At 65.4% G+C, this 20,789-nt stretch carries 15 protein-coding genes and 3 pseudogenes; 9 read left to right on the top strand and 9 right to left on the bottom strand.

Annotated elements, in window-relative coordinates; all coding sequences use genetic code 11:
• Window positions 1-7 precede the first annotated feature (7 nt).
• From ALC15_RS04550 to ALC15_RS04540, 3 genes are read right to left on the bottom strand one after another with little or no spacing between them, the layout of a single operon-like run.
• Entirely contained in the window at window positions 8-1,210 is a 1,203-nt protein-coding gene (locus ALC15_RS04550; RefSeq protein ID WP_430649137.1) for a S8 family serine peptidase, read from the bottom strand.
• Between the two features lie 37 nt (window positions 1,211-1,247).
• Window positions 1,248-2,000 (bottom strand): hypothetical protein, encoded by a 753-nt coding sequence (locus ALC15_RS04545; RefSeq protein ID WP_050626247.1) that lies wholly within the window; start codon window positions 1,998-2,000, stop codon window positions 1,248-1,250.
• The gene (locus ALC15_RS04540) at window positions 2,000-2,569 is read right to left on the bottom strand and encodes a sigma-70 family RNA polymerase sigma factor (protein WP_035652535.1); all 570 of its coding nucleotides are present in this window, start codon (window positions 2,567-2,569) and stop codon (window positions 2,000-2,002) included. The genes ALC15_RS04545 and ALC15_RS04540 overlap by 1 nt, the downstream gene beginning before the upstream one ends.
• 418 nt (window positions 2,570-2,987) lie before the next feature.
• On the opposite strand from ALC15_RS04540, the gene ALC15_RS04535 reads away from it, so the two are divergent.
• Together ALC15_RS04535 and ALC15_RS04530 are read left to right on the top strand one after the other, a co-directional pair.
• The gene (locus tag ALC15_RS04535; protein WP_050626246.1) at window positions 2,988-4,136 is read left to right on the top strand and encodes a GGDEF domain-containing protein; all 1,149 of its coding nucleotides are present in this window, start codon (window positions 2,988-2,990) and stop codon (window positions 4,134-4,136) included.
• Window positions 4,137-4,197: 61 nt separating this feature from the next.
• A pseudogene (locus ALC15_RS04530) lies at window positions 4,198-5,303 on the top strand (DUF2336 domain-containing protein).
• A 58-nt stretch (window positions 5,304-5,361) separates the two neighbouring features.
• Here ALC15_RS04530 and ALC15_RS04525 read toward each other — a convergent pair.
• Together ALC15_RS04525 and ALC15_RS04520 are read right to left on the bottom strand one after the other, a co-directional pair.
• Window positions 5,362-6,000, bottom strand: a complete 639-nt coding sequence (locus ALC15_RS04525; protein WP_050626245.1) for an NrsF family protein — start codon at window positions 5,998-6,000, stop codon at window positions 5,362-5,364.
• 2 nt (window positions 6,001-6,002) lie between these two features.
• A complete protein-coding gene (locus ALC15_RS04520) occupies window positions 6,003-6,548 on the bottom strand; it encodes a sigma-70 family RNA polymerase sigma factor (protein WP_050626244.1) in 546 nt (181 codons plus the stop codon).
• A gap of 327 nt (window positions 6,549-6,875) precedes the next feature.
• On the opposite strand from ALC15_RS04520, the gene ALC15_RS04515 reads away from it, so the two are divergent.
• Window positions 6,876-7,559 (top strand): hypothetical protein, encoded by a 684-nt coding sequence (locus ALC15_RS04515; protein WP_050626243.1) that lies wholly within the window; start codon window positions 6,876-6,878, stop codon window positions 7,557-7,559.
• Window positions 7,560-7,685: 126 nt separating this feature from the next.
• A complete protein-coding gene (locus tag ALC15_RS04510; RefSeq protein ID WP_050420160.1) occupies window positions 7,686-8,465 on the top strand; it encodes an enoyl-CoA hydratase in 780 nt (259 codons plus the stop codon).
• Between the two features lie 88 nt (window positions 8,466-8,553).
• Here the strand turns inward: ALC15_RS04510 and ALC15_RS04505 are convergent, their stop codons facing one another.
• Window positions 8,554-10,416: an acetyl-CoA hydrolase/transferase C-terminal domain-containing protein gene (locus ALC15_RS04505; RefSeq protein WP_050626242.1), complete on the bottom strand. Its 1,863-nt coding sequence runs from the start codon at window positions 10,414-10,416 to the stop codon at window positions 8,554-8,556.
• A gap of 241 nt (window positions 10,417-10,657) precedes the next feature.
• Between ALC15_RS04505 and ALC15_RS04500 the strand changes: the two are divergent.
• Both ALC15_RS04500 and ALC15_RS04495 read left to right on the top strand, forming a co-directional pair.
• A pseudogene (locus ALC15_RS04500) lies at window positions 10,658-12,075 on the top strand (TolC family outer membrane protein).
• 138 nt (window positions 12,076-12,213) lie between these two features.
• Window positions 12,214-13,182: an amidohydrolase family protein gene (locus tag ALC15_RS04495; protein ID WP_050626241.1), complete on the top strand. Its 969-nt coding sequence runs from the start codon at window positions 12,214-12,216 to the stop codon at window positions 13,180-13,182.
• Here ALC15_RS04495 and ALC15_RS04490 read toward each other — a convergent pair.
• From ALC15_RS04490 to ALC15_RS04480, 3 genes and pseudogenes are all read right to left on the bottom strand, one after another.
• Window positions 13,175-16,308, bottom strand: a pseudogene (locus tag ALC15_RS04490) (efflux RND transporter permease subunit). The gene ALC15_RS04495 and the pseudogene ALC15_RS04490 sit on opposite strands and share 8 nt — an antisense overlap.
• An 86-nt stretch (window positions 16,309-16,394) precedes the next feature.
• Entirely contained in the window at window positions 16,395-17,642 is a 1,248-nt protein-coding gene (locus ALC15_RS04485; RefSeq protein WP_050626240.1) for an efflux RND transporter periplasmic adaptor subunit, read from the bottom strand.
• Between the two features lie 151 nt (window positions 17,643-17,793).
• Window positions 17,794-19,200, bottom strand: coding sequence for a CoA transferase (locus ALC15_RS04480; protein WP_050626239.1), 1,407 nt, complete (start codon window positions 19,198-19,200; stop codon window positions 17,794-17,796).
• On the opposite strand from ALC15_RS04480, the gene ALC15_RS44020 reads away from it, so the two are divergent.
• From ALC15_RS44020 to ALC15_RS45115, 3 genes are all read left to right on the top strand, one after another.
• The gene (locus ALC15_RS44020) at window positions 19,199-19,366 is read left to right on the top strand and encodes a hypothetical protein (RefSeq protein ID WP_157860860.1); all 168 of its coding nucleotides are present in this window, start codon (window positions 19,199-19,201) and stop codon (window positions 19,364-19,366) included. The two genes, ALC15_RS04480 and ALC15_RS44020, sit on opposite strands and share 2 nt — an antisense overlap.
• 27 nt (window positions 19,367-19,393) lie before the next feature.
• Window positions 19,394-19,681, top strand: coding sequence for a hypothetical protein (locus ALC15_RS04475; RefSeq protein WP_050626238.1), 288 nt, complete (start codon window positions 19,394-19,396; stop codon window positions 19,679-19,681).
• Between the two features lie 677 nt (window positions 19,682-20,358).
• Window positions 20,359-20,748, top strand: coding sequence for a hypothetical protein (locus ALC15_RS45115; protein ID WP_157860859.1), 390 nt, complete (start codon window positions 20,359-20,361; stop codon window positions 20,746-20,748).
• Window positions 20,749-20,789 lie beyond the last annotated feature (41 nt).

Raw genomic sequence — 20,789 nt, 5'->3', positions numbered from 1 at the left:
ACGGCGATTACGTCGGGATAGCGGCCGGATACAGCGGCGGTGATTTCGGGCCGGCATTGCCGGCCGCGGCGACCAGCACGACATCGCTCGCAGCAGCGGCCGCCACGGCGCGCTCGACAAGTGCATCCTTCGGTCCGGCAAAGCTCATGTTCACGATCTGCGCGCCGTGCGCCACCGCGTGGTCGAGACTCCTGAGGATCACATAGGACGTGCTCTCGGCGCCGCCGGCAACCGCACCGAAGGCGCGGATCGCCAGGATCCGCACTTCCGGCGCGCTCCCCGTCAGCCGGACGCGCGCTGCGATCGCGCCGGCGATGGCGGTGCCGTGGGCGTGCGGGCCATCCTTGCTGCCGAGCGCATCGAACGTATCCGCGACCGTGTTCGCCAGTTCCGGATGCGCGGCGTCGATGCCGGAATCGATGACGGCAAGAGTGACATTCATCCCGCGCGCCAGCCGGTGCGCCTCGGGCAGATGCAGCTGCGTCTGCGCATATAGCGCCGGATCATTGCCGCCAGATGGCGTGTTCTGGTCCTGCAGCGCGTAACGGTAGTTCGGCTGCACGGAGCGGACGCTGCTGTCGTTTGCGAATTCGCGGCTCACGGCATCGGCCGAGCGATTGCCGGCCATGCGGAACAGGCCGACGGTCGCCCCGAGCAACGGGATATTCTGCGAGGCAATCCGCCTCAGGCCATGGCGGCGCGCGAGCGCATCGGTCTCGGCCTCGGTCAAGGCGCCGTCGATCTCCGCCACGAGTTCGTTCGGCACGGTTCGCGTGCCCGCCACGTCCTGCGCGCGCGTGCCGCCACCGCCGGCCCTGCCCTTCCTCGCTGCGCCCTTGCCGCCACCGTTGCCGGCGACCGGCCGGTCGGAGCATTGGCCGCGGTCGCCGTCGTCGCAGCCAGCGGAGAAACGAGGCGCGTCGCGTGCATTGGGCGGCCGCATTCCCGATCGCGGCCCCTCGCCGGTCCAAGACGCAGCCGGGCCGCGGTCCGCCGAGAGCGGCGTGCGGCCAGTGGTGCCGCCGAACCCTCCACCGGCCCTGCCGATTCCGAGATTGACCTGCGGCCCGGGCGACATTTGTGGCCCACCGCTGATCGGCGATCGCATGAAATTCTGGGCGTAGGCCGAACCGGACAGGCAAACCAGCAGCAACGCCGCGGCCGCGACGGCCGCTCTGTTCGTCGATCTGGTCCGGCCGTTGGCGGTCATGGTGACCTCAAGTCGGCGCAGCACCGTCAGCCGCAGTCTACGGTGTCTCCACCGCGAGGCTGACGATCTTCTCCTTCTGCAAGCGGGCAATCAGCGACGCGACGCCGTCCTTGTCCATCGCGCGGAACTGCAACCGGAACATGCCGCCCTTCCCGTCGACGATCGAGCCCTGGTAATTCTCCAGCAGCGACGTGATGTCGGCGATCCTGGCGTCCGGCGTGAAGCGCACCAAGAGCCGTGTCGGCGTTGCAGCCACGCTGGCACCGAGGTCGCGGGTGATCGGCGCACTGGGCGCAGGGCTGGAAGGTGCAACGGCCGCGCTTGGCGCGCTGCGCTGTTCAGCGACGTCGAGCGAGGCGGTCTGGAACGAAGCCGGCTGGCTGCGCATCAGCACCGCGCCGATCACGCCGGCCTGCAACAGCACCACGAGCGCGCCGAGGCTGGACGACCAGGCCAGCGTCCGCGGCGACAATTTGGAAAAGAACTCCGAGATCCCGGCCGACATGCGTGCACCTGCCGATGGCTTGCGTTCCGGTTCGGCATCGATCGCAGCAAACAGCTTCTGCATGGCGCGCGCCGAGGGCGCACCGAGGCTCTCGTTGAGGCCGATGGTCTCGGCATATTCCTCGCGGATGACGGCATACTGCCGGGCCAGCTCCGGATCGGACGCGAGCGCGTCCTCGACGCGGCGCGCGTCGCGCGCGTTCAGCGTGCCGGCCGCGTGCCAGGGCAGCAGCATCTCGACATCGTCAGGTTCCTGACCCTGCACCTTCTTGTTGCTCGCAGCCATCATGGCCAACCTCGCTCGACACCGGCTGCCTTCAGCAACTCGGCAAGTTTCTTGCGCGCATAGAACAGGCGCGTCTTCACGGTGTTCTCCGGAATCCCGACGATCTCAGCGACGTCTTCCACGGATTTCTCGTGATAGTAGACAAGATCGACGATCTCCCGGTGTTCCGCTGATAGTCCCGTCAGGCACTTACGCAGCGTCGCGCCGGTGTCCTTCTTCTGCACCACCGTTTCCGGATCGTCGGACGTATCCTCGATCGCGTTCGCGGCCTCATCGTCCAGTTCGGCGTCTTTCCTTCGCCGCAGCGAGGACAACGCCTTGAACCGGGTAATCGCCAGAAGCCAGGTTGAAACGGCGGATCGTCCCTCAAACTTGCCCGCCTGACGCCACACGTCCAGAAAGACCTCGCTGATGAGATCCTCCGCCACCTGTTCGTCCCGCACGAGCCGAAGCCCGAAGCGGTACACCCTGACATGATGCCGTCCGTACAGCACCTGCATGGCGAGCCGGTCGCCTTGAGCGATCCGAGCGATCAGAACCTCGTCTGAAGCCGCCTGTGTCGCGCTCAATGGCCGTCTCGCAAAGTTGGTCTGAGGGGGGTGGTGGGTGGTTCGACGCGAGAGCCAAGATTCTTCACATTACGGCAATGTCCAGACCGCATGTGTGATCTATGACACAGTCGGCGATCCGAATGAGGAAAAATCGCCGGAGACTCAACAATCGGTATCATAACACCAAAAACTCTCGCGGACGCCCACCGTCCGGCCGGACCATATCAAGCCTTAGCCGGCAAGCCAGCGCCGTTGCGAAGCCGGCGTTGGCGCAAGCTCGCGGCGGGCCCGCTCCCGGTCCCCCTCGGTGAACGGATTCCCCTTATGAAACAAGGGCGATGACCGGGTTCCACCGGAGCAAATTCGGTTCCAAAAGATACCAAACCTAAAGGCTTTCCCACTTAGATTTTCGCCGGATTTCACCAATGGCGAGACCATGGGCAGCGCTGCGTCGTCACTTCCCAGTCCGATCGCGGGCGCATCGGAAAGCGGCCGTCCCAGGCTGACGGTCGAGCGGCTCGCGCGCCGGACCAGGCAGCGGCGCCAGATCCAGTCGATGATCGCTGCCTGCTTCGTGCTCGACGCCGCCGTGCTGCTGATCTACGCGCATTCCGGTACCACGTCGGTCCTGGTCGCGGCGGGCTATGCCCTGACCGGCCTTGCCCTTGTCGCGGTCTATGTACTGCTCTCCGAGCGCGGCTTTCACGAGCGCTTCCGCGACCACTACCTGGTCGCCCCGCAATCGGCCGTCAACATGGTGAACCTGCTGGTGTTCACCTACATCGCGCCTGAAGTCGGCGTGCTGTTCCTCTGCAACCTGTTCGTGGTGTTCGGCTTCGGTGCGCTGCGTACCTCGGCGCGGCAGACTGCTGTTGTCTGGACCATCATGGTGCTGGGCCTCGCCGCCCTGTTCCTCGGCACCGACAAGGCGATCGGGATGCCGACCGGCACCCGGATCGACCGCCTCGGCACCATGCTGGTGTTCGCACTGACGATCGGGCGCTGCATGTATCTCGGCATCTTCTCGAGCTCGATGCAGCAATCGCTGTATCAGAGCGGCGTGAAGCTGAAGGAGGCCTACCGGCGCATCGAGGAGCTCGCCGAGCTCGACGAGCTGACCGGCACCTCCAACCGCCGCAGCATTATGCGCACGCTCGATGACGAGATCGCGCGCTGCACCCGCAACGGCAGCTCCTGCGCGGTGGCGCTGATCGACCTCGACCATTTCAAGCGCATCAACGACGTGTACGGTCACCCGATCGGCGACGAGGCGCTGCGCACCTTCGCCATCGGCATGTTCGCCAATCTCCGCAGCATCGACCGCTTCGGCCGCTACGGCGGCGAGGAGTTCCTGCTGGTGTTGCCCGACCTGTCGCAGGATCAGGCGATGCGCGCGCTCGAGCGGCTGCGTGCGATCATCGCCGATCTCGACTGGAGCGCATTCTCGCCGGGCATGCGGGTGACGATCTCCGCAGGCGTCACGACGCTCAAGCCGAACGAAAACTCCGACACGCTACTCGCCCGCGCCGACGGCGCGCTTTACGCAGCCAAGGCGAGAGGACGCAACCGCATCGCCAGCGCCTGACATCGTTTCATTTCCCAATTTGGCGCCGGAGAAGCCGTCGCCACCGCTCCAGGACAGAGTCATGAGTTTGAAGCCCGAGACCGCCCCCGAAAGTCTGCTCGACGAGCTGCAGACGACGCTCGCGCACGGCACCGTCGCCCGCCGCGTCGAGACGCTGCGCCGCGTGACCGACCTCTTCATCAACGGCTCGGTGAACTATTCGGACGAGCAGATCGTGCTGTTCGACGACGTTTTCCAGTGCCTGCTCGAGCACATCGAAAACTCGGCCAAGGCGCTGCTCGCCAACCGCCTTGCCCCGATCGACACCGCGCCGCCGCAGACCATCCGCACCCTTGCATTCGACGATCTGATCGAGGTCGCAGGCCCGGTGCTGACGCTGTCGCCGCGGCTCGACGACGACACCCTGATCGAGACGGCACGCAGCAAGAGCCAGGCGCATCTGCTCGCGATCTCGAACCGGAAGACGCTGAGCGGCGCCGTCACCGACGTGCTGGTGCTGCGCGGCAATGACGAGGTGATCCAGAGCGCGGTCAACAATCCCGGCGCGGAGTTCACCGAGCGCGGCTTCACCCGCCTGGTCAGCCGCGCCGAGGGCGACGACAATCTGTCGACCTGCGTCGGCCTGCGCCCGAACATCCCACGGCATCTCTATCTCAAGCTGGTCGCCAAGGCTCCGACACCGTCAGGCAGCGGCTCGAGGCCGCCAATCCGCAGCAGGCCAAGGAGATCCCGATCGCGGTGAAGGAAGCCACGCGACGCGCGCGTTCGGCGCCCGCCGCCGTGACGCCGGACACCACGATCGCGCATGCGCTGGTCAAGTCGCTCTACCAGGACGGCCGGCTCGACGAATTCCAGCTTGCGGCCTTCGCCGAGGCCGGCAAGTTCGACGAGACCAATGCCTCGCTTGCCGCGCTCGCCAATGTCTCGGTCAGCGTCGCCGAGAACATGATGATCGAAACCCGCGCCGAGGGCGTGATGATCCTGGCCAAGGTGTCGGGCCTGTCATGGTCGACGGTGCGATCGATCATCAATCTGCGCGACGACATCTCAGGCGGCGAGCCGACCGACTTGCAGGCTTGCAAGGACACCTATGAGCGGCTGCGGCCTTCCACCGCGCAGCAGGTGCTGCGCTTCCATCGCATGCAGCAGTCGGCGCCCGCGGCCTAGATTGCTGTTTGAGGCGTTTTCTTCACGCGAACCGGTACCCACTTCGCTCGAAAACGCTCTAGTACCGCAACGCCCGCTTCCCCATCAGCGCGCCGACGCTCGCGACGATCGCGGTCGCCAGCGTATACCAGGTGGCGACGAACAGCGGCGAGTCATCGGTGCAATGCGACGCATAGACGGTTGCGGCGAGCCCGGCCGAGAGCAGGCCGGCCACCGCGCCGGCCACCGCCGGCCGCGCCGGCGCACCCTGCCTGAGCCCGTACAGCGCGCCGACCAGCAGCGGCAACGACATCGCCGGGATCGCGGTCATGCACGCCATCGAGTTCTTGCCGATCAGGCGCGTCATCATCGGCGTACGCTGCGGCATCATCATCTCGCCGCTGATCGCGGCAACGAGGATGCCGGCGGGAATCAGCAGCCACCAGCCGAAACTGCGCAGCGAGGCTTCCGGCCGCGACAGATGCAGGCTGACCGCGATCGCCGAGGCGGCGAGCGCCAGGGTCACCGCGAATTTCAGATCGAAGAACGGATTATGCATCGCGGTCATCACGTCGGGCCGCACGCCGAGCTCGGCGAAGAAGATCAGCAGCGAGACCGGCGCCGCCGCCAGCAGCGCCAGCATCAGCGCCAGACCGATCGGGCGTGCGCGATAGGCATTGTCGGCGGCAAGGGTTCGAATGAGTTGATCCGTATCCATGCTCAACGATCCCGTAATTTCTCGGTGAGGCTCGCAAGCCCGCGATGCAGCGCGACCCGCACCGCGCCCTCGGTCATCGAGAATTTCGCCGCGGTGTCCTTGATCGAGGTGCTGTCGACCGCGATCGATTGCAGCACGTCGCGCTGACGCGGCGGTAGCGCCTGGAGCTGGGCGGTGACCTCACCGGGCGATGCCGTCGGCTCCGGCGTTTCCCCCGGTAGCGTTTCAGCGAAGTCATCGATGTTGACGAAGATGCGCTTGCCGCGGCGGCGCAGCGCGTCGATCAGCTTGTTGCGCGCGATCGCGAACAGCCACGGCGCGAACGGCGCGTTCGTGTCCCAGGTCTGTCGCTTCAAATGCACCGCCAACAAGATGTCCTGCACGATGTCCTCGGACTGATCGACCGGTTGTCCCGCGCGCGCCAGGCCGCGTCGCGCCGCGGCACGGAGTACCGGCGTGATGGCCTTGAGCAAGCGATGATACGCCGCGTCATCGCCAGAAATGGCCGACCGCATCAGGTCGGTCCATTCATCCTCACGTTCGCGCACGCAGGCTCCTGAATTGCAATTCGGCCGATCTTTCAGTTCGTTACGCGGCCAACCCAGAACATCACGAATTCGTGATCGCGGTCCTCCGGCCAGGCCGCGCCGGAGATCGGGCTCTGAGAATCGCTCCGGCGGGTTTGCAGACGTCACGGCTCATAACACCGATCGGTCCGACAAGCATCGGGGCTGCGGCCGCCGAACACCTGCTGGGACGAAATTGCCCAGCTTTTGCCCCCTGATGCCCGAAGATTCCCTTTTTTTGCCCCGGTGTGGACACGCAGCGGGGTCTCATTTCGGCTTTGGGACGGGCGAAATGGGGAGATCATCAGAATGAAGATCAAAGCCAATGGGCGCTTGGCCTTGATGGTTGCGACAGGGCTGACCGGGCTTACGATGTGCCTCGCTGTTCCGTTGCCGGCGCATGCGGCCGGTTCGGACGCAGCGGCATCGAAATCTGACAGCGCAACGACCGACAAGTCCGCGCAGAGTTCGCGGCATGTCCGGCGCCATGCGCGCCACAGCTCATCCAAGACCGCCGACAAGTCGGCCGACAAATCCGAGACCAAGAAGACGGCCGGCAAGGATGCCGGCAGTGTGACGTCGGCCGGCATGCCGGCCACGGTCGCCAATGCCAATGCGGAGCTGACCTCCGGCGACGGCAGTGCGAGCCCCCCGCCCGCCAGCGTCAATCCCATCATGGCCGCCTCCGACAAGCCCGCCGACGCGCAACCCGACGGCGGCGTGGTCGCATCCGACCAGCTCAACGACCTCGACCGGGCCCTGCAACAGGCGCAGCCGGCGGAGCAACCGCAACCGGCTCAGCCGCAGACCGCCCAGCAGGAGACGCCGGCTGTGCAGCCGCCGCCTGCTGCCGCAGCGGCACCCAAGCCGGCCCCGGTGCTGGCGAGCAGCGACAGCGCGAGCTGGGACCAGACCTCGCTGATCGGGAAGATCTTCATCGGCTTCGGCGCCCTGCTCACGGTGGCCTCCGCCGCACGCATGTTCATGGCCTAGCCGAGGCACTTGCGGCTTGCGGCGCGGGATAGCGCCGCACCGCGGCCCAAAGCCTCGCTTCAGCCACTTGAAGCGCATCCCGCCAGCGGGCACATTGCCCGCCAAATCAGGCACGGGGTTTGCGTCATGGCTACGTTCGAATTCATCATCGTCGAAAGCAAGGGACCGGTTGGCGTCATCACGCTGAACCGGCCGAAAATGCTGAATGCGCTGTCGTTCGGCGTGTTCCGCGAGATCGCCGCGGCGGTCGACGATCTCGAGGCCGACGACAAGATCGGCTGCATCCTGATCACCGGCAGCGAGAAGGCCTTCGCGGCCGGCGCCGACATCAAGGAGATGCAGCCAAAGGGCTTCATCGACATGTTCAACAGCGACTTCACCGCGATCGGCGGCGACCGCGTCGCCCGGTGCCGCAAGCCGACCATTGCGGCGGTCGCAGGCTATGCGCTCGGCGGCGGCTGCGAGCTCGCGATGATGTGCGACATCATCATCGCGGCCGACACCGCCAAGTTCGGCCAGCCGGAAATCACTCTCGGCACCATCCCGGGCATCGGTGGCACCCAGCGCCTGACCCGCGCGATCGGCAAGTCGAAGGCGATGGACCTCTGCCTCACCGGACGGATGATGGATGCGGCCGAAGCCGAGCGCTCGGGCCTGGTGTCGCGGATCGTTGCGGCCGACAAGCTGCAGGAAGAGGCGCTCGCTGCGGCCGAGAAGATCGCCTCGATGTCGCGTCCGGCCGCCGCGATGGCCAAGGAAGCCATCAACCGCGCGTTCGAGACGCCGCTTTCGGAAGGCATGAATGTCGAGCGCAACCTGTTCCACTCGACCTTCGCGCTCGAGGATCGCTCCGAGGGCATGGCGGCCTTCATCGAGAAGCGCAAGCCGGTCAACAAGAACCGCTAAAGCGCGATGCGATCAGGTTGGGGCGTGATCGCGCTTAGTTTTTGTTTTCGCATGATCTCGTCGGAAAACCGCTTCGCACTTTTCCGGATCACGCGTTGCGGCTCCGTTGCAATGCCGCGGTGACGAGCGCACGATAGGCGCGCTCGTCGACGTGCGTCGGCTTGTCGAGGCCGAGCCGCGCCAGGCATTCGCGGTCAGCCGCATCGGGCGGATGCCGCATCCCCTGCCACAGCATGCCGGCGAGCTGCAGCGGCGTACGCTGCGCCTGCTGCAATATCTGCAGCGCCGGAATCAGCCGCTGCTCGACGTCGGTGAAGTCGCTGCCGAACGGGAATGACGGCAGCAACCCGGCGTCGCGCGCGGGCTTCAGCGCATCGCGGATCCGCTCGGGATAGTTCTCGCGATGAGCCGCTGATATCTCATGGCTCCGCGGCAGCTTGCCGGCGTCCTTGGCCTGCCGCAGCAGTTCACCCTGGAAGCGGGAGTCCGAGATCTGCAGCATTGCCGCGATCACGTCCGCATCGGTTTTCCCCCTGACATCGGCAACGCCATATTCGGTGACGAAGATATCGCGCAAGTGCCGCGGAATGGTCTCATGGCCATACGACCAGCGGATGTTCGACTGCGTTTGCTGGCCGGATTGATGGGTTGCCTCCAGCGCCAGCACCGAGCGCGCGCCCTCGAGCGCAAACGCCTGGGCTACGAAATTGTACTGGCCGCCGACTCCGCTGACGACCTGGCCATTCTCGAGCCCGTCGGAAATCGCAGCGCCCAACAGCGTCGCCATCATCGCGTTGTTGACGAAACGCGCATCGACCCGGGCACGGCGCTTGCCGTCCTCGTCGCCGAAGACCTCGTTGGTGAAGGACACCGGCATCATCTGAATGCGCGCCAATTGCTCCGGTGGCATCTCGCGCAGGGCGCGATAGAACGATTGCGGTCCGAGGAAGAATGCGCCGTGCAGGATTACGCCGTCGACGTCGCGCTTGAGGATGCCTATATCGATCAGTGCGAGGAACGCCTCGAACAGCATCTCGCTGACGCCGTAGAGGCCCTTCTCGAACGGCCCGGTCTCGGCCACCGCGAGCTGTGCGGTACCGGGCGCAAGCCGCTGCATGATGCCGTGGAATTGGGCGTTGTCGCGGTGGCGGACCACGAGCCCTTGCGCCAGCGCATCGCCAACCTGCCCGATGCCGATCTGCAACGTGCCGCCGTCGCGGACCAGACCGGCGGCGTGCAGTCCGAGGGCATATTTGGTATCGCTGATCGGCTCCGACGGCGGCGCGAACAACGGGAAATCGGCGTCGGGACTGTCGAGCACCGCGGCGAATTCATCCGCCGGAAGATCGCCGGGTCCGGGCATGAACGGCAGCTCGGAATTGACCTGGCCGATCAGCTTGAATGACGCCCGCCCCTGCGCGCGGGCGCGCAACACATCGAGCGTCGTGTCGGTGTTGCAGCTCAAACTGTATCGCGGCACGCCGTCGACTACGCGCTTGGCGACGAGCTGCGGGACGACGTTCAATCCGCGCGACAGCAGATATGACGCCGCGTGGGTGTAATTGGCGGAAATGTAGTGCTGCTGGGCGAACGGTCGATAGAGCCACTGCCCAGCGAGGAAGAAGAATTCGATCACCTTGATGTTGGGCGGGAGCGCTCCGCGATGCAGCGCGTCCGCATAAGCGAGATCCGGATAGGAGCCGAACAGGCGATCGATCACCGGGCCGATGAAGCGCTGCTCTAGCAGGTTCATCGGCTTCGGCTTTTCCAGCGTCAACGCGGAGAACAGCGTCAGATTGATCGAGCGATCGGCGACAGCCCGCGCATACAGCGCGTTGACGATATGGTTGGCCTTGCCGAGGCCGAGCGGCAGCCCCACCACCAGCTTGGTTCCGACGTCACGAATGATGTGCTCCGCGATCGCCTCGGGGTCGGAGAAATACTTAGGCATCTGCAATGAACCCAGGCAGGCGGTGGATAACCGGCGTTGCTGAATCGACGGGCGGCGGTTCGAACTTATACTTCATATGACAGTCGCGTTCGCCTGTGACGAACCGGCAACAGACAAGAACCGAAATGATGTGCAGATGTCGCGGGGCGGTTTGCCTGTGGCGGTGCCGCCCCGTAAACAGGTAGATGTGTCGACGGCGTCCGCGGGAGCGGATTGCCGGGGTTTTGGTGTGCGGGATCACATGGTTGGGCGTGCCGCTGATATTGGCGACGTAGCGAGGCGCGTGCTTTTGTCGGGCATCGGCCTTGGCGCATTGGCATGCGCCCTGCTGACTGACACCGCGGCCCGCGCCGAGAGCCTGCCGGAGGCCCTGGTCAAGGCGTACCAGACCAATCCGCAGCTTAATGCCGAGCGGGCACGCCAGCGCGCCACCGACGAGAACGTTCCGCAGGCGCTGGCCGGCTATCGTCCCCAGATCGTGGCCGGCCTTTCGCTCGGCCTGCAGGCGGTCCGCGACCAGCTACCCGGCAACGTCATCCAGACCGCGACGCTGAAGCCGTGGCAGATCGGGGTCACGGTGACCCAGACCCTGTTTAACGGCTTCAAGACCGCCAACAGCGTCCGCGTCGCCGAATTGCAGGTGCAATCCGGCCGCGAGGCGCTGCGCAATGTCGGCCAGGGCGTGCTGCTCGATGCTGTCACCGCCTATACCAACGTGCTGGCCAACCAGACCCTGGTCGAGGCGCAGCGGTCCAACGTCGCCTTCCTGAAGGAGACCCAGGCGATCACGCAGCGCCGCCTCAATGCCGGCGATGTTACGCCGACCGATACGGCCCAGGCCGAGGCGCGCCTCAACCGCGGCCTCGCCGATCTCAACGCCGCCGAGGTCAACTATGCGGTCAGCCAGGCCACCTATGCGCAGGTGGTCGGCAACCCGCCGTCGCAATTGCGGCCGGCGGAAACCACCGACCGGCTGCTGCCGCGCAGCCGCGAGGATGCGATCGCGCTTGCGCTGCGCGAGCATCCCGCCGTGACCGCGGCCGGCTTCGACGTCGATGTCGCCTCGACCTCGATCCGCGTCGCCGAGAGCAGCCTGATGCCGAACGTTACCCTGCAGGGTAGCGTCAGCCGCAGCCGCGACAACGACCAGACGCTCGGTACGTTCGGAACGGACCAGGCCTCGGTGATCGGCCAGGTCACGCAGCCGATCTATGACGGCGGCACCGCGGCCTCGCAGACCCGGCAGGCCAAGGAAGTGGCCGCGCAGAGCCGCCTCGTGCTGGATCAGGTCCGCAATCAGGCCAAGACCGCCGCGGTCAGCGCATGGGTCGCCAATGAGGGCGCCAAGATTGCGGTGTCGGCCTCCGAGTCCGAGGTGAAGGCCGCCGAGGTCGCGCTCGCAGGTGTGCAGAAGGAGGCGCCGGTGGCCAGCGCACCACCGTCGACGTGCTCAACGCCCAGCAGGACTTGATCACGGCACGAGCCCGTCTGATCGGCGCGCAGCGCGACCGCGTGATCGCCTCCTACACCCTGCTCAGCGCGGTCGGACGGCTCGACGTCAAGACGCTCAATCTCAAGACGCCCGACTATCTGCCCGAAGTGCACTACCATCAGGTGCGCGACGCCTGGCACGGCCTGCGCACGCCGTCGGGGCAATAGGCCTGATGGAACCGGTCGCAGCGCGAACCGGCCCTTTCCGCCCGCTCTCTCCGCCGATAACCTCCGCCCCCGCAGGCAACCGATAATGCCGGTGCGCGGAGTGCGCGCATAACAGCCGAGCATGCAGGGAGACGTCCAATGCTGACGCGACGCGATATGATGCTGGCTTCCATCGCAGCGGGAGTGACCATGACCAGCAGCAACGCATTGTCCAAGGCAGCGCAACCATCGACCCCGGTGAACTTCGACGTGCCTGCCGGTGCATGCGACTGCCACACCCACATCCATGGCGACCCCGAGAAATTCCCGTTCTTCGCCGGCCGCGTCTATACGCCGGAACCGGCCTCTCCGGAGGAGATGAGCGCGCTGCACAAGGCGCTGCATGTCGAGCGCGTGGTGATCGTGACGCCGAGCGTCTACGGCCCCGACAATTCCTCGACCCTGTTCGGCATGACGGCGCGCGGCCCCACGGCGCGCGGCGTCGCCGTGATCGACGACAAGACCAGCGAAAGCGATCTCGCCGCCATGCAGAACGCCGGCTTCCGCGGCATCCGCCTCAACCTTGCGACCGGCGGCGTCAACGATCCCAATGTCGGCCGGCAGCGCTTCTCGGCCGCGATCGAGCGGATGAAGGCGCGCGGCTGGCATGTCCAGCTTTTCACCAGCCTCGCCATGATCTCCGCGATCAAGGATCTGGTCGCGGCAGCGCCGGTGCCCGTGGTGTTCGACCATTTCGGCGGCGCCGAGGCCGCGCTCGGCACGGGCCAGCCGGGGTTTGATGACCTGCTCGCGCTGGTCAAATCAGGCAAGGCCTACGTCAAGATCTCCGGCGCCTACCGCGCCTCCAAGCTTGCGCCCGACTATGCCGACGCCACGCCGCTGGCGCAGGCGCTGATCGCTGCCAATGCCGAGCGCATCGTCTGGGGCACCGACTGGCCGCATCCGGATTCGGTGACACCGGCGGGCAAGAAGGTCACCGACGTGACGCCGCTGTACCAGATCGACGATGGCCGCCTCCTCAACCAGCTTCCGGTCTGGGCGCCCGATGCCGCGACCCGCAAGACCATCCTGGTCGACAATCCCGCACGGCTCTACGGCTTCACCTGACGTTGTCTTTCGGCCGACGCGAGAAGTAGGAGATCAGCACCGGCAGCGTGATTAGGATCACCAGCGGCGCCAGCATCATGCCGGTGACGACGACGATCGCGAGCGGCTTCTGCACCTGCGAGCCGATGCCCTCCGACACCGCCGCCGGCAGCAGGCCGACGCCCGCCACGACGCAGGTCATCAGCACCGGACGAAGCTGCAATTCGCCGGTGCGGATCACCGCGCGCAACCGGTCATAGCCTTCGTCGATCAGCTGATTGAATTGCGACAGGATGATGATGCCGTCCATCACGGCGATGCCGAACAGCGCGATGAAGCCGATCGCCGCCGATACGCTGAACGGGATGCCGGAGATCAAGAGCCCGAGCACGCCGCCGAAGATCGCCATCGGGATCACGCTCATCGCCAGCATGGTGTCGACCATCGAGCCGAAATTGAAGAACAGCAGCACCGCGATCAGCACGAGGCTGATCGGCACCACGATCGACAGCCGCTTGATCGCGTCCTGCAGATTGCCGAACTCGCCGACCCATTCGAGATGCGAGCCGGGCGGCAACTGAACCTGCTCATTGACCTTTTGCTGGGCCTCCAGGATCGCGCTGCCGAGGTCGCGGTCGCGCACCGAGAACTTGATCGGCAGATAACGCTCCTGCTGCTCGCGATAGATGTAGGCCGCGCCGGAGATCAGCTTGATCGAGGCAACTTCGGAGAGCGGGATCTGCGTGATGCCGCCATTGGTGTTCGCGACTCCGATCCGCAGGTTCTGGATCGCCTCCGCGCTCTTGCGATACTCGGGCGCAAGGCGAACGATGATCGGGAAGTGCCGGTCGCTGCCGGGTTCATAGAGATCGCCTGCGGTGTCGCCGCCGACCGCGACCTTGATCGTCGCATTGATGTCGCCCGGGGACAGGCCGTAGCGCGCCGCGCGCGCACGGTCGACGTCGATCTGGACGGTCGGCTGACCGAGCGAGGTGAACACCGCGAGGTCGGTGACGCCCTGCACGGTCGACAGCACGGACTTGATCTTGTTGGCGGTGTCGGTCAGCGCCTGCAAATCATTGCCATAGAGCTTGATCGAGTTCTCGCCCTTCACGCCGGACACCGCCTCCGAGACGTTGTCCTGCAGGTATTGCGAGAAGTTGAATTCGACGCCCGGGAATTTCTCCTGCAACTGCCCCAGCAATTGCGCGGTGAGCACGTCCTTGTCGTGTGTATCGGGCCATTCGCCGGCCGGCTTCAGGGGCGCGAAGAATTCGGCATTGAAGAATCCCGCGGCGTCGGTGCCGTCGTCGGGACGGCCGTGCTGCGACACCACCGACACCACCTCGGGACGGCTGCGGATCAGCTTGCGCATCTCGTTGACGTAGGCGTTGCCTTCCTGCAGCGAGATCGTCGGCGGAAGCGTGGCGCGAATCCACAGATTGCCCTCTTCCAGCTTGGGCAGGAATTCGAGGCCCAGGAACCGGACGAAGATGATGGTCATGACCACGAGGCCGGCGGCGCCGGCCATCACGACCTTGCGGTTGGCGATCGCCCAGTTGAGCACCGGCAGGTAGATCGCGTCGAGCTTCTTGACGATCCAGGTCTCGGTTTCGTGGATATGCGCCGGCAGGATGATCGCGCTCAGCGCCGGCGTGATGGTGAACGTCGCCAGCAATCCGCCTGCGAGCGCGTAGGCATAGGTCCGCGCCATCGGCCCGAAGATGTTGCCCTCGACGCCGCCCAGCGTGAACAACGGCAGGAAGGCAGCGACGATGATGGTCGCGGCGAAGAAGATCGAGCGCGACACGTCGCGGCCGCCGACAGGATCGCGTGGCTCTTCATCCCCATCACCGTGTCGTCGGAGATGTGGGCACGCTCGGCTTCCGATAGCGCGGTGGTCTGCGACAGCCGCCGGAAGATCGCCTCCACCATGATCACGGTGGCGTCGACGATCAGGCCGAAATCGATCGCGCCGACCGAGAGCAGATTGGCGGATTCACCGCGCAGCACCAGGATGATCACGGCGAAGAACAGCGCGAACGGGATCGTCGCGCCGACGATCAGCGCGCTGCGGAGATCGCCGAGGAAGATCCACTGCAACAGCACGATCAAGAGGATGCCGACCACCATGTTGTGCAGCACGGTGTGGGTGGTGAGTTCGATCAGGTCCTTGCGGTCGTAGATGCGCTCGATCTTGACGCCCGGCGGCAGGATCGAGGAATTGTTGATCTGATTGACCAGTTGCTCGACGCGGGCAATCGTCGGCGAGCTCTGCTCACCGCGCCGCATCAGCACGATGCCCTGCACGATGTCGTCGTCGCCGTCGATGCCGGCGATGCCGAGCCGCGGCTTCTCGCCGATCGTGACGGCGCCGACGTCCCTGACCAGCACGGGATTGCCGCCGGACTGCGAGATCATGGTGTTGGCGAGATCGTCGATCGAGCGGATCAGGCCGACGCCGCGCACCACGGCCGATTGCGAGCCGATGTTCACGGTGTTGCCGCCGACATTGATGTTGGCGTTGGAGACCGCCTGAAGCACCTGCGGCAAGGTCAGGCCGTTGGCGACCAGCTTGTTGAAGTCGACCTGGATCTCATAGGTCTTGGTCTTGCCGCCCCAGCCGGTGACGTCGATCACGCCGGGCACCGCGCGGAAGCGGCGTTGCAACACCCAGTCCTGCAGCGTCTTGAGGTCGAGCACGCTGTAGTTCGGCGGCCCCTTGAGGCGATAGCGGAAGATTTCACCGATCGGGCTGGTCGGCGAGATGCCCGGCTGCACGTTGCCCGGCAACGGCGCGAGCTGCGACAGGCGATTGAGCACCTGCTGCAGCGCCTCGTCATAGGTGTAGTCGAAGGAGAACTGCAGCTTGACGTCGGACAGACCGTACAGCGAGATGGTGCGGATGGTCTTGAGGTTCTTGATGCCCGCGACCTGGGTCTCGATCGGGATCGTGATGTAGCGCTCAATCTCCTCGGCCGACAGGCCCGGGCTCTGCGTCACGATGTCGACCATCGGCGGGGTCGGATCGGGATAGGCCTCGATGTTGAGCTGCTTGAACGCAAGCAGGCCGCCGACGAAGACGGCGACGAACATGGCCACCATCAAGTAGCGGCGATTGACGGCAAGGGCGACGAGGCGATCCATTCAGATCGGCGCTTTCAGCTGGAAGGATTTTTCTTGTTGAGCATGGTCGATCCGGAAAGCCGGTTTCCCCTTTCCCGGATCATGCCTTAGGTGCCGGAGGCGGCGCGGTCGATGAAGAGGCTTCCCTTCGTCACGATCTGCTCGCCAGGCTTGAGATTGCCGGCGACCTCGACGAGGTCTCCATTGATGAGGCCGGGCTTGATCTGGCGCAGCTCGATGGTCTTGTCGTCGGCTTTCGCGACCCAGACCCGAACCTGATCGCCCTCGTAGATCAGCGCCTGCTTCGGCACGCCGACCGCCGGGTGATCGCCTTTCGAATACAGCGTCACATTGGCGAACATCTCGGGCTTCAGCCGATTATCGGCATTGTCGATGGTGGCGCGGACCAGCAGCCGGCGCGAGGTCGCATCGATCGCGGCGGCGACATAGTTGACCCGGGCGTTCAGCAGCTTGCCGGGCAGCGCCATCACGCTGAAGCTGAGGTCCTGCCCGATCGCGACATTATCGGCATCGGATTCGCGGACGAAGGCGATCAGCCAGACCGTCGAGAGATCGCCGATCACGTAGACCGGATCGCTGGCGCCGGTCGAGACATACTGGCCGGGGCCGGCCTTGCGCTGGACCACGGTGCCGCCGATCGGCGCGTACACCGTCGTCTCCGGATTGAGACGGCCCTTCTGCTGCAAGGTCGTGATGGCGTCGTCGCCGAAGCCGAGGATGTGCAGCTTGTTCTGCGCGGCTTCCAGCAGCGTCTGCGCCGAGCGCGCATCGTTCTGCGCCTGCACCAGCGCCGCCTGCGCAGTCTGGTAATCCTTCAGCGGGATCGCCTTGCCTTCGGACAGGTCCTTGGCGCGCTTTTCCTGGATCTGCGCCAGGTCGAGTGCCGACTGAGCTTTGTTGAGACCGGTCATCGCGGCGACGTAATCGTTCTGCGCCTGCACGGTGTCGGCCGCCTCGATCACGAACAGCGGCTGCCCCTTCGCCACGGCATCGCCCGGCCGCACCAGGAGGCGCGTCACCCGCCCGGTGTAAGGCGAGTAGACCGGGGTGGAACGGTCCTCATCGATCCCGATCTTGCCTTCGGTCACCAGCTCGGAGCGGAACGTGTGCTCGGACACGGTCTGGAAGGTCAGGCTGGCCCACTCGGCGGCCGACGGCGCATACTGCGTGCCGCCCTTGCGGGACTGGCTGGAGACTTCCGATGGCGCCTGCTTTTCAGAGCCGAAACGGGTGTAGCCATAGGCGCCCGCGCAGGCGACCACCAGCACCGCCGCGGCCACGAGCAAACGCGGGCGGCTAAAGCTCTGCATTCTCTTGGTAAACTCTTTCAGCATGCGGTCCGCGGGGTCGATCGTTGCAGCTTCCGGCGGGACAGCCCCAGCGGTGCGCTAATAGTGCCGAATTGGCGTTGCAAACAACCTAAAAATCGTATTTCGGCGGTGCGCGTCGTTAAAGTTCGGATAGCCTGAACGGCGGCTGAATGTCTCATCCGGGAAACTCCGGGGCAGGAAACTCCGCACGATGGCTGCCGAGCGGCATCGCCGGACGGGACCAATGGGCCGGGGTGCGCGACAGGATGGCGGCGTGCCGGACCGAGCTCAGCGCGCCAAAACCGGACTGAAGCCGCTCGATGTAGGGCTGCACCGCATCCGCCTTCAGGTCCTCGGTCGCGAGGCCCGCCTCGAGGCGGCCGAGATTCCGCAGCCAGCGCCCGGTTTGCGCCAGCGATACCCGAACATGCCAGCTGCCGCCCTCGCGCGCCTGGCGTGCCTTGGCCATCATGGCGCCGAACGCCATGAAATATCCGGTGGCGTGGTCGAGCATCTGGGCCGGCAATTCCTTCGGTCCACCGACGCCGGCCGCCTGTCCCTCGGCATGATTGAAGCCGGTCGTGGTCTGCACCAGCGAATCGAAGCCGCGCCGCTCCGCCCACGGACCGGCATGGCCATAGGCCGAGAGCGTCACATAGACGATCCCGGGATTGATGCGGGCCGCCTCCTCGGCCGAGAAGCCGAGCCGCGCAATCGCCTGCGGACGATAGCCCTGCGAGAGAATATCGGCCTGCGCCACGAGATTGCGCATCACGCCCCGCCCCTCCTCGCTGCGCAGTTCGAGGAACGTCGTCAGCTTGCCGCGGCCGGTGTCGATGGTCAGCCAGGGGATAGCAGGCAGATCGGGACCGGAGATCAGCAGCACGTCGGCGCCGTGCGCGGCGAGCGTGCGGCCGGCGACGGGACCGGCGATCACGCGCGACAGGTCGAGCACACGGATGCCGGCCAGCGGCCGCTTCCCGGCGGGCCAAGGCTTTGGCGCGGCCTCGCCGATCTTCTCGATCGAGATCAGCGGCAGTTTTGCCAGCTCCTTGGCATGCGGCGTCGCCGACCATTCGTCATGCGAGCGCATCAAGGCGACGACGCCGCCGGCTTCATAGGCCGCGGTCTCGAACGCCTCGCCGTCCCACTGCAAGAGCGCGGCCTGGACCTCGTCACGCTCGGCATTGCAGCCAAGCACCCTGCAGACGGCGTCGCGGTGATGCGGAAAATTGGTATGAAGGCGGACGAAGCGGTCGTCCTTGACACGGTAGACGCCGGCGATCTTGTCCCAGGCTGGCGGCGGCGGCTTGTCGTCGACGCGCAAATAGCGCTCGCTGCGGCATTCGACGACGGCATGGCGGATATCGACCGCGACCTCCTGCCCGTCCCCGCTGCGGGCCTTCCAGATTTCGGCCGCGGCAAGGCCCGCGGCTGCGATCGGCGCCTGCGCAGCGGCTGCGACCCGAAACGACGAAGGCAGTTGCGGCTCGCTGCCGGTCAGCTTGACCGCATCGAGCGCAGACGACGTACCGCCGGCGCCGGTCCAGATATCGGCGAGGATTTCACGGATGCCCTGCATGCGCGTTCCTGTTTGTGATTATTCTATGCCTCAGCATGATGACAAAAAGGCGGTGCCCGATCCCAACCATCTTTCGGAGAACCATTTCACGCTGTTCCGGATCATGCCTTGTTTGGGCATGATGTTTTCGGAAAACCGCTTCGCACTTTTCCGCATCATGCCTTAGCTCTGCCCGAGCCGAACAGGAGTTGCAATGGCTGCCATCGATCCCCTCACCGCCGGCGGTGTCTTCCTCGCGACCGCGGCGACCGACGCGGTCTACGTCATGTTCACCTCTGCGGTCGTCGCGCGCAAGCGCGTGCCGGCGGCGACCTGGAGCAGCGTCTGGTACGTGCTCTCCTCCTATGCGGTGATCAGCTACACCGAAAACTGGCTCTACGTCGCCTTCGCGGCAGCCGGCTCCTGGGTCGGCGCCTATGCGTCGATCACCTTTCTGCACCGCCCGCCGGGCGGACCGCCGGTGGGGGCCGCGGTGGAATAGTATGCAGCTGCCGAAGAGTTCATCCATTTGCGAATGCAGGACCAAGCCGACGGTGGCGAGTTGTAAGCTTGGTGTAAGCATTCGCACGTAAGCCGCGGATCAGCGTTCTCGCGGCGTGATCCGCCCGAGGTTTGCTGTTCGTTTCACCCTCTCCTTGAACAGAGGGCGCAGGGAAAGCCGGGTGCCGATCGCACCCATGGGCCCCGAGCAATGGGTAGGAAGCTCGGGGGTAGGACCACAGGTGTAACCGGAAACAACCCGGCTTTCCCTGCGCGATGGGCTACGGCTTACTTCGTGCTCTCCCCGGCGAGACCAGGCTTGCTTGTCACCGTCTTCGCCACGCGCACCGCGCAATGTGAAGAGACACCTGCCATGAGGGCGTCAGGACCACACGACTTCGCCGTCCGCGTCATGCGCACTCGTCAGTCGCGCATTCGGCGTCCACCGCATCTCGACCCGCGTTCGTGACGATCGCGATCCGCCCCTCGTATCGGGTGAGACGGGCATATTGAACATCTGAGTTGGGGGCGGCGTCAAGTCAAATTCTGAAAAGCCGAACTAAATTGAGAGACATACTCCATCTCTCGTCATTCCGGGGCACGCATCACGTCACGCCTTACTTCAGCGCGGCCTGGCCGGCGAGCAAGATCACATTGTCCTGCGAGCCCGAACCGCCGATGGCGCCGACGACCTTTGCCGTCGACGATCAGCAGGTTGCGGCCGCGCGAGGCGATCACGTCGTCGAGCGTCGCGAGATAGGAGAAGGATGCTCCCTTTCCCATCAGGTTTTCGAACGTCAGCGTGGGACGCCGATAGCGCGTCGTGGTGTGCGCCTTGTGCTCGGAAACGCTGCGATGGCGCGACAGTCCGTGCGTAGTCCAGATCTAGGGACGCATGAATGCGAAGTCTGTGTCGGGGTCGCAATTGTCGGCAATGAAGCGAAGCTCCGACTGGACGTCGGCGACGCTCCGGTTTTCAAGGTATTTCGAAACGACGAGGCCGAGCAGCGAACGGCAGAGAGCGTCGTGATCCAGTCCGGTGGACTTTGCATCTGCAAGTGCCGCTGAGAAATGACGCTTCGCGATCTCGGTTGTGGACATCCCGGTCT

Source organism: Bradyrhizobium viridifuturi (assembly GCF_001238275.1).
GTDB classification, from domain to species: domain Bacteria; phylum Pseudomonadota; class Alphaproteobacteria; order Rhizobiales; family Xanthobacteraceae; genus Bradyrhizobium; species Bradyrhizobium viridifuturi.
Note: the sequence above shows the minus strand (reverse complement) of the source record. Positions and strands in the feature narration are given on the sequence as shown.

Excerpts from the sequence above, each read along its gene's own strand:
- ALC15_RS04515 (WP_050626243.1), top strand. The coding sequence starts at position 6,876 with ATGAAGATCAAAGCCAATGGGCGCTTGGCCTTGATGGTTGCGACAGGG.
- ALC15_RS04480 (WP_050626239.1), bottom strand. The coding sequence starts at position 19,200 with ATGCAGGGCATCCGTGAAATCCTCGCCGATATCTGGACCGGCGCCGGC.
- ALC15_RS04510 (WP_050420160.1), top strand. The coding sequence starts at position 7,686 with ATGGCTACGTTCGAATTCATCATCGTCGAAAGCAAGGGACCGGTTGGC.
- ALC15_RS04505 (WP_050626242.1), bottom strand. The coding sequence starts at position 10,416 with ATGCCTAAGTATTTCTCCGACCCCGAGGCGATCGCGGAGCACATCATT.
- ALC15_RS04535 (WP_050626246.1), top strand. The coding sequence starts at position 2,988 with ATGGGCAGCGCTGCGTCGTCACTTCCCAGTCCGATCGCGGGCGCATCG.
- ALC15_RS04495 (WP_050626241.1), top strand. The coding sequence starts at position 12,214 with ATGCTGACGCGACGCGATATGATGCTGGCTTCCATCGCAGCGGGAGTG.
- ALC15_RS04545 (WP_050626247.1), bottom strand. The coding sequence starts at position 2,000 with ATGGCTGCGAGCAACAAGAAGGTGCAGGGTCAGGAACCTGACGATGTC.
- ALC15_RS04550 (WP_430649137.1), bottom strand. The coding sequence starts at position 1,210 with ATGACCGCCAACGGCCGGACCAGATCGACGAACAGAGCGGCCGTCGCG.
- ALC15_RS04485 (WP_050626240.1), bottom strand. The coding sequence starts at position 17,642 with ATGCTGAAAGAGTTTACCAAGAGAATGCAGAGCTTTAGCCGCCCGCGT.
- ALC15_RS04525 (WP_050626245.1), bottom strand. The coding sequence starts at position 6,000 with ATGGATACGGATCAACTCATTCGAACCCTTGCCGCCGACAATGCCTAT.
- ALC15_RS45115 (WP_157860859.1), top strand. The coding sequence starts at position 20,359 with ATGGCGCCGACGACCTTTGCCGTCGACGATCAGCAGGTTGCGGCCGCG.
- ALC15_RS04475 (WP_050626238.1), top strand. The coding sequence starts at position 19,394 with ATGGCTGCCATCGATCCCCTCACCGCCGGCGGTGTCTTCCTCGCGACC.
- ALC15_RS44020 (WP_157860860.1), top strand. The coding sequence starts at position 19,199 with ATGCGCGTTCCTGTTTGTGATTATTCTATGCCTCAGCATGATGACAAA.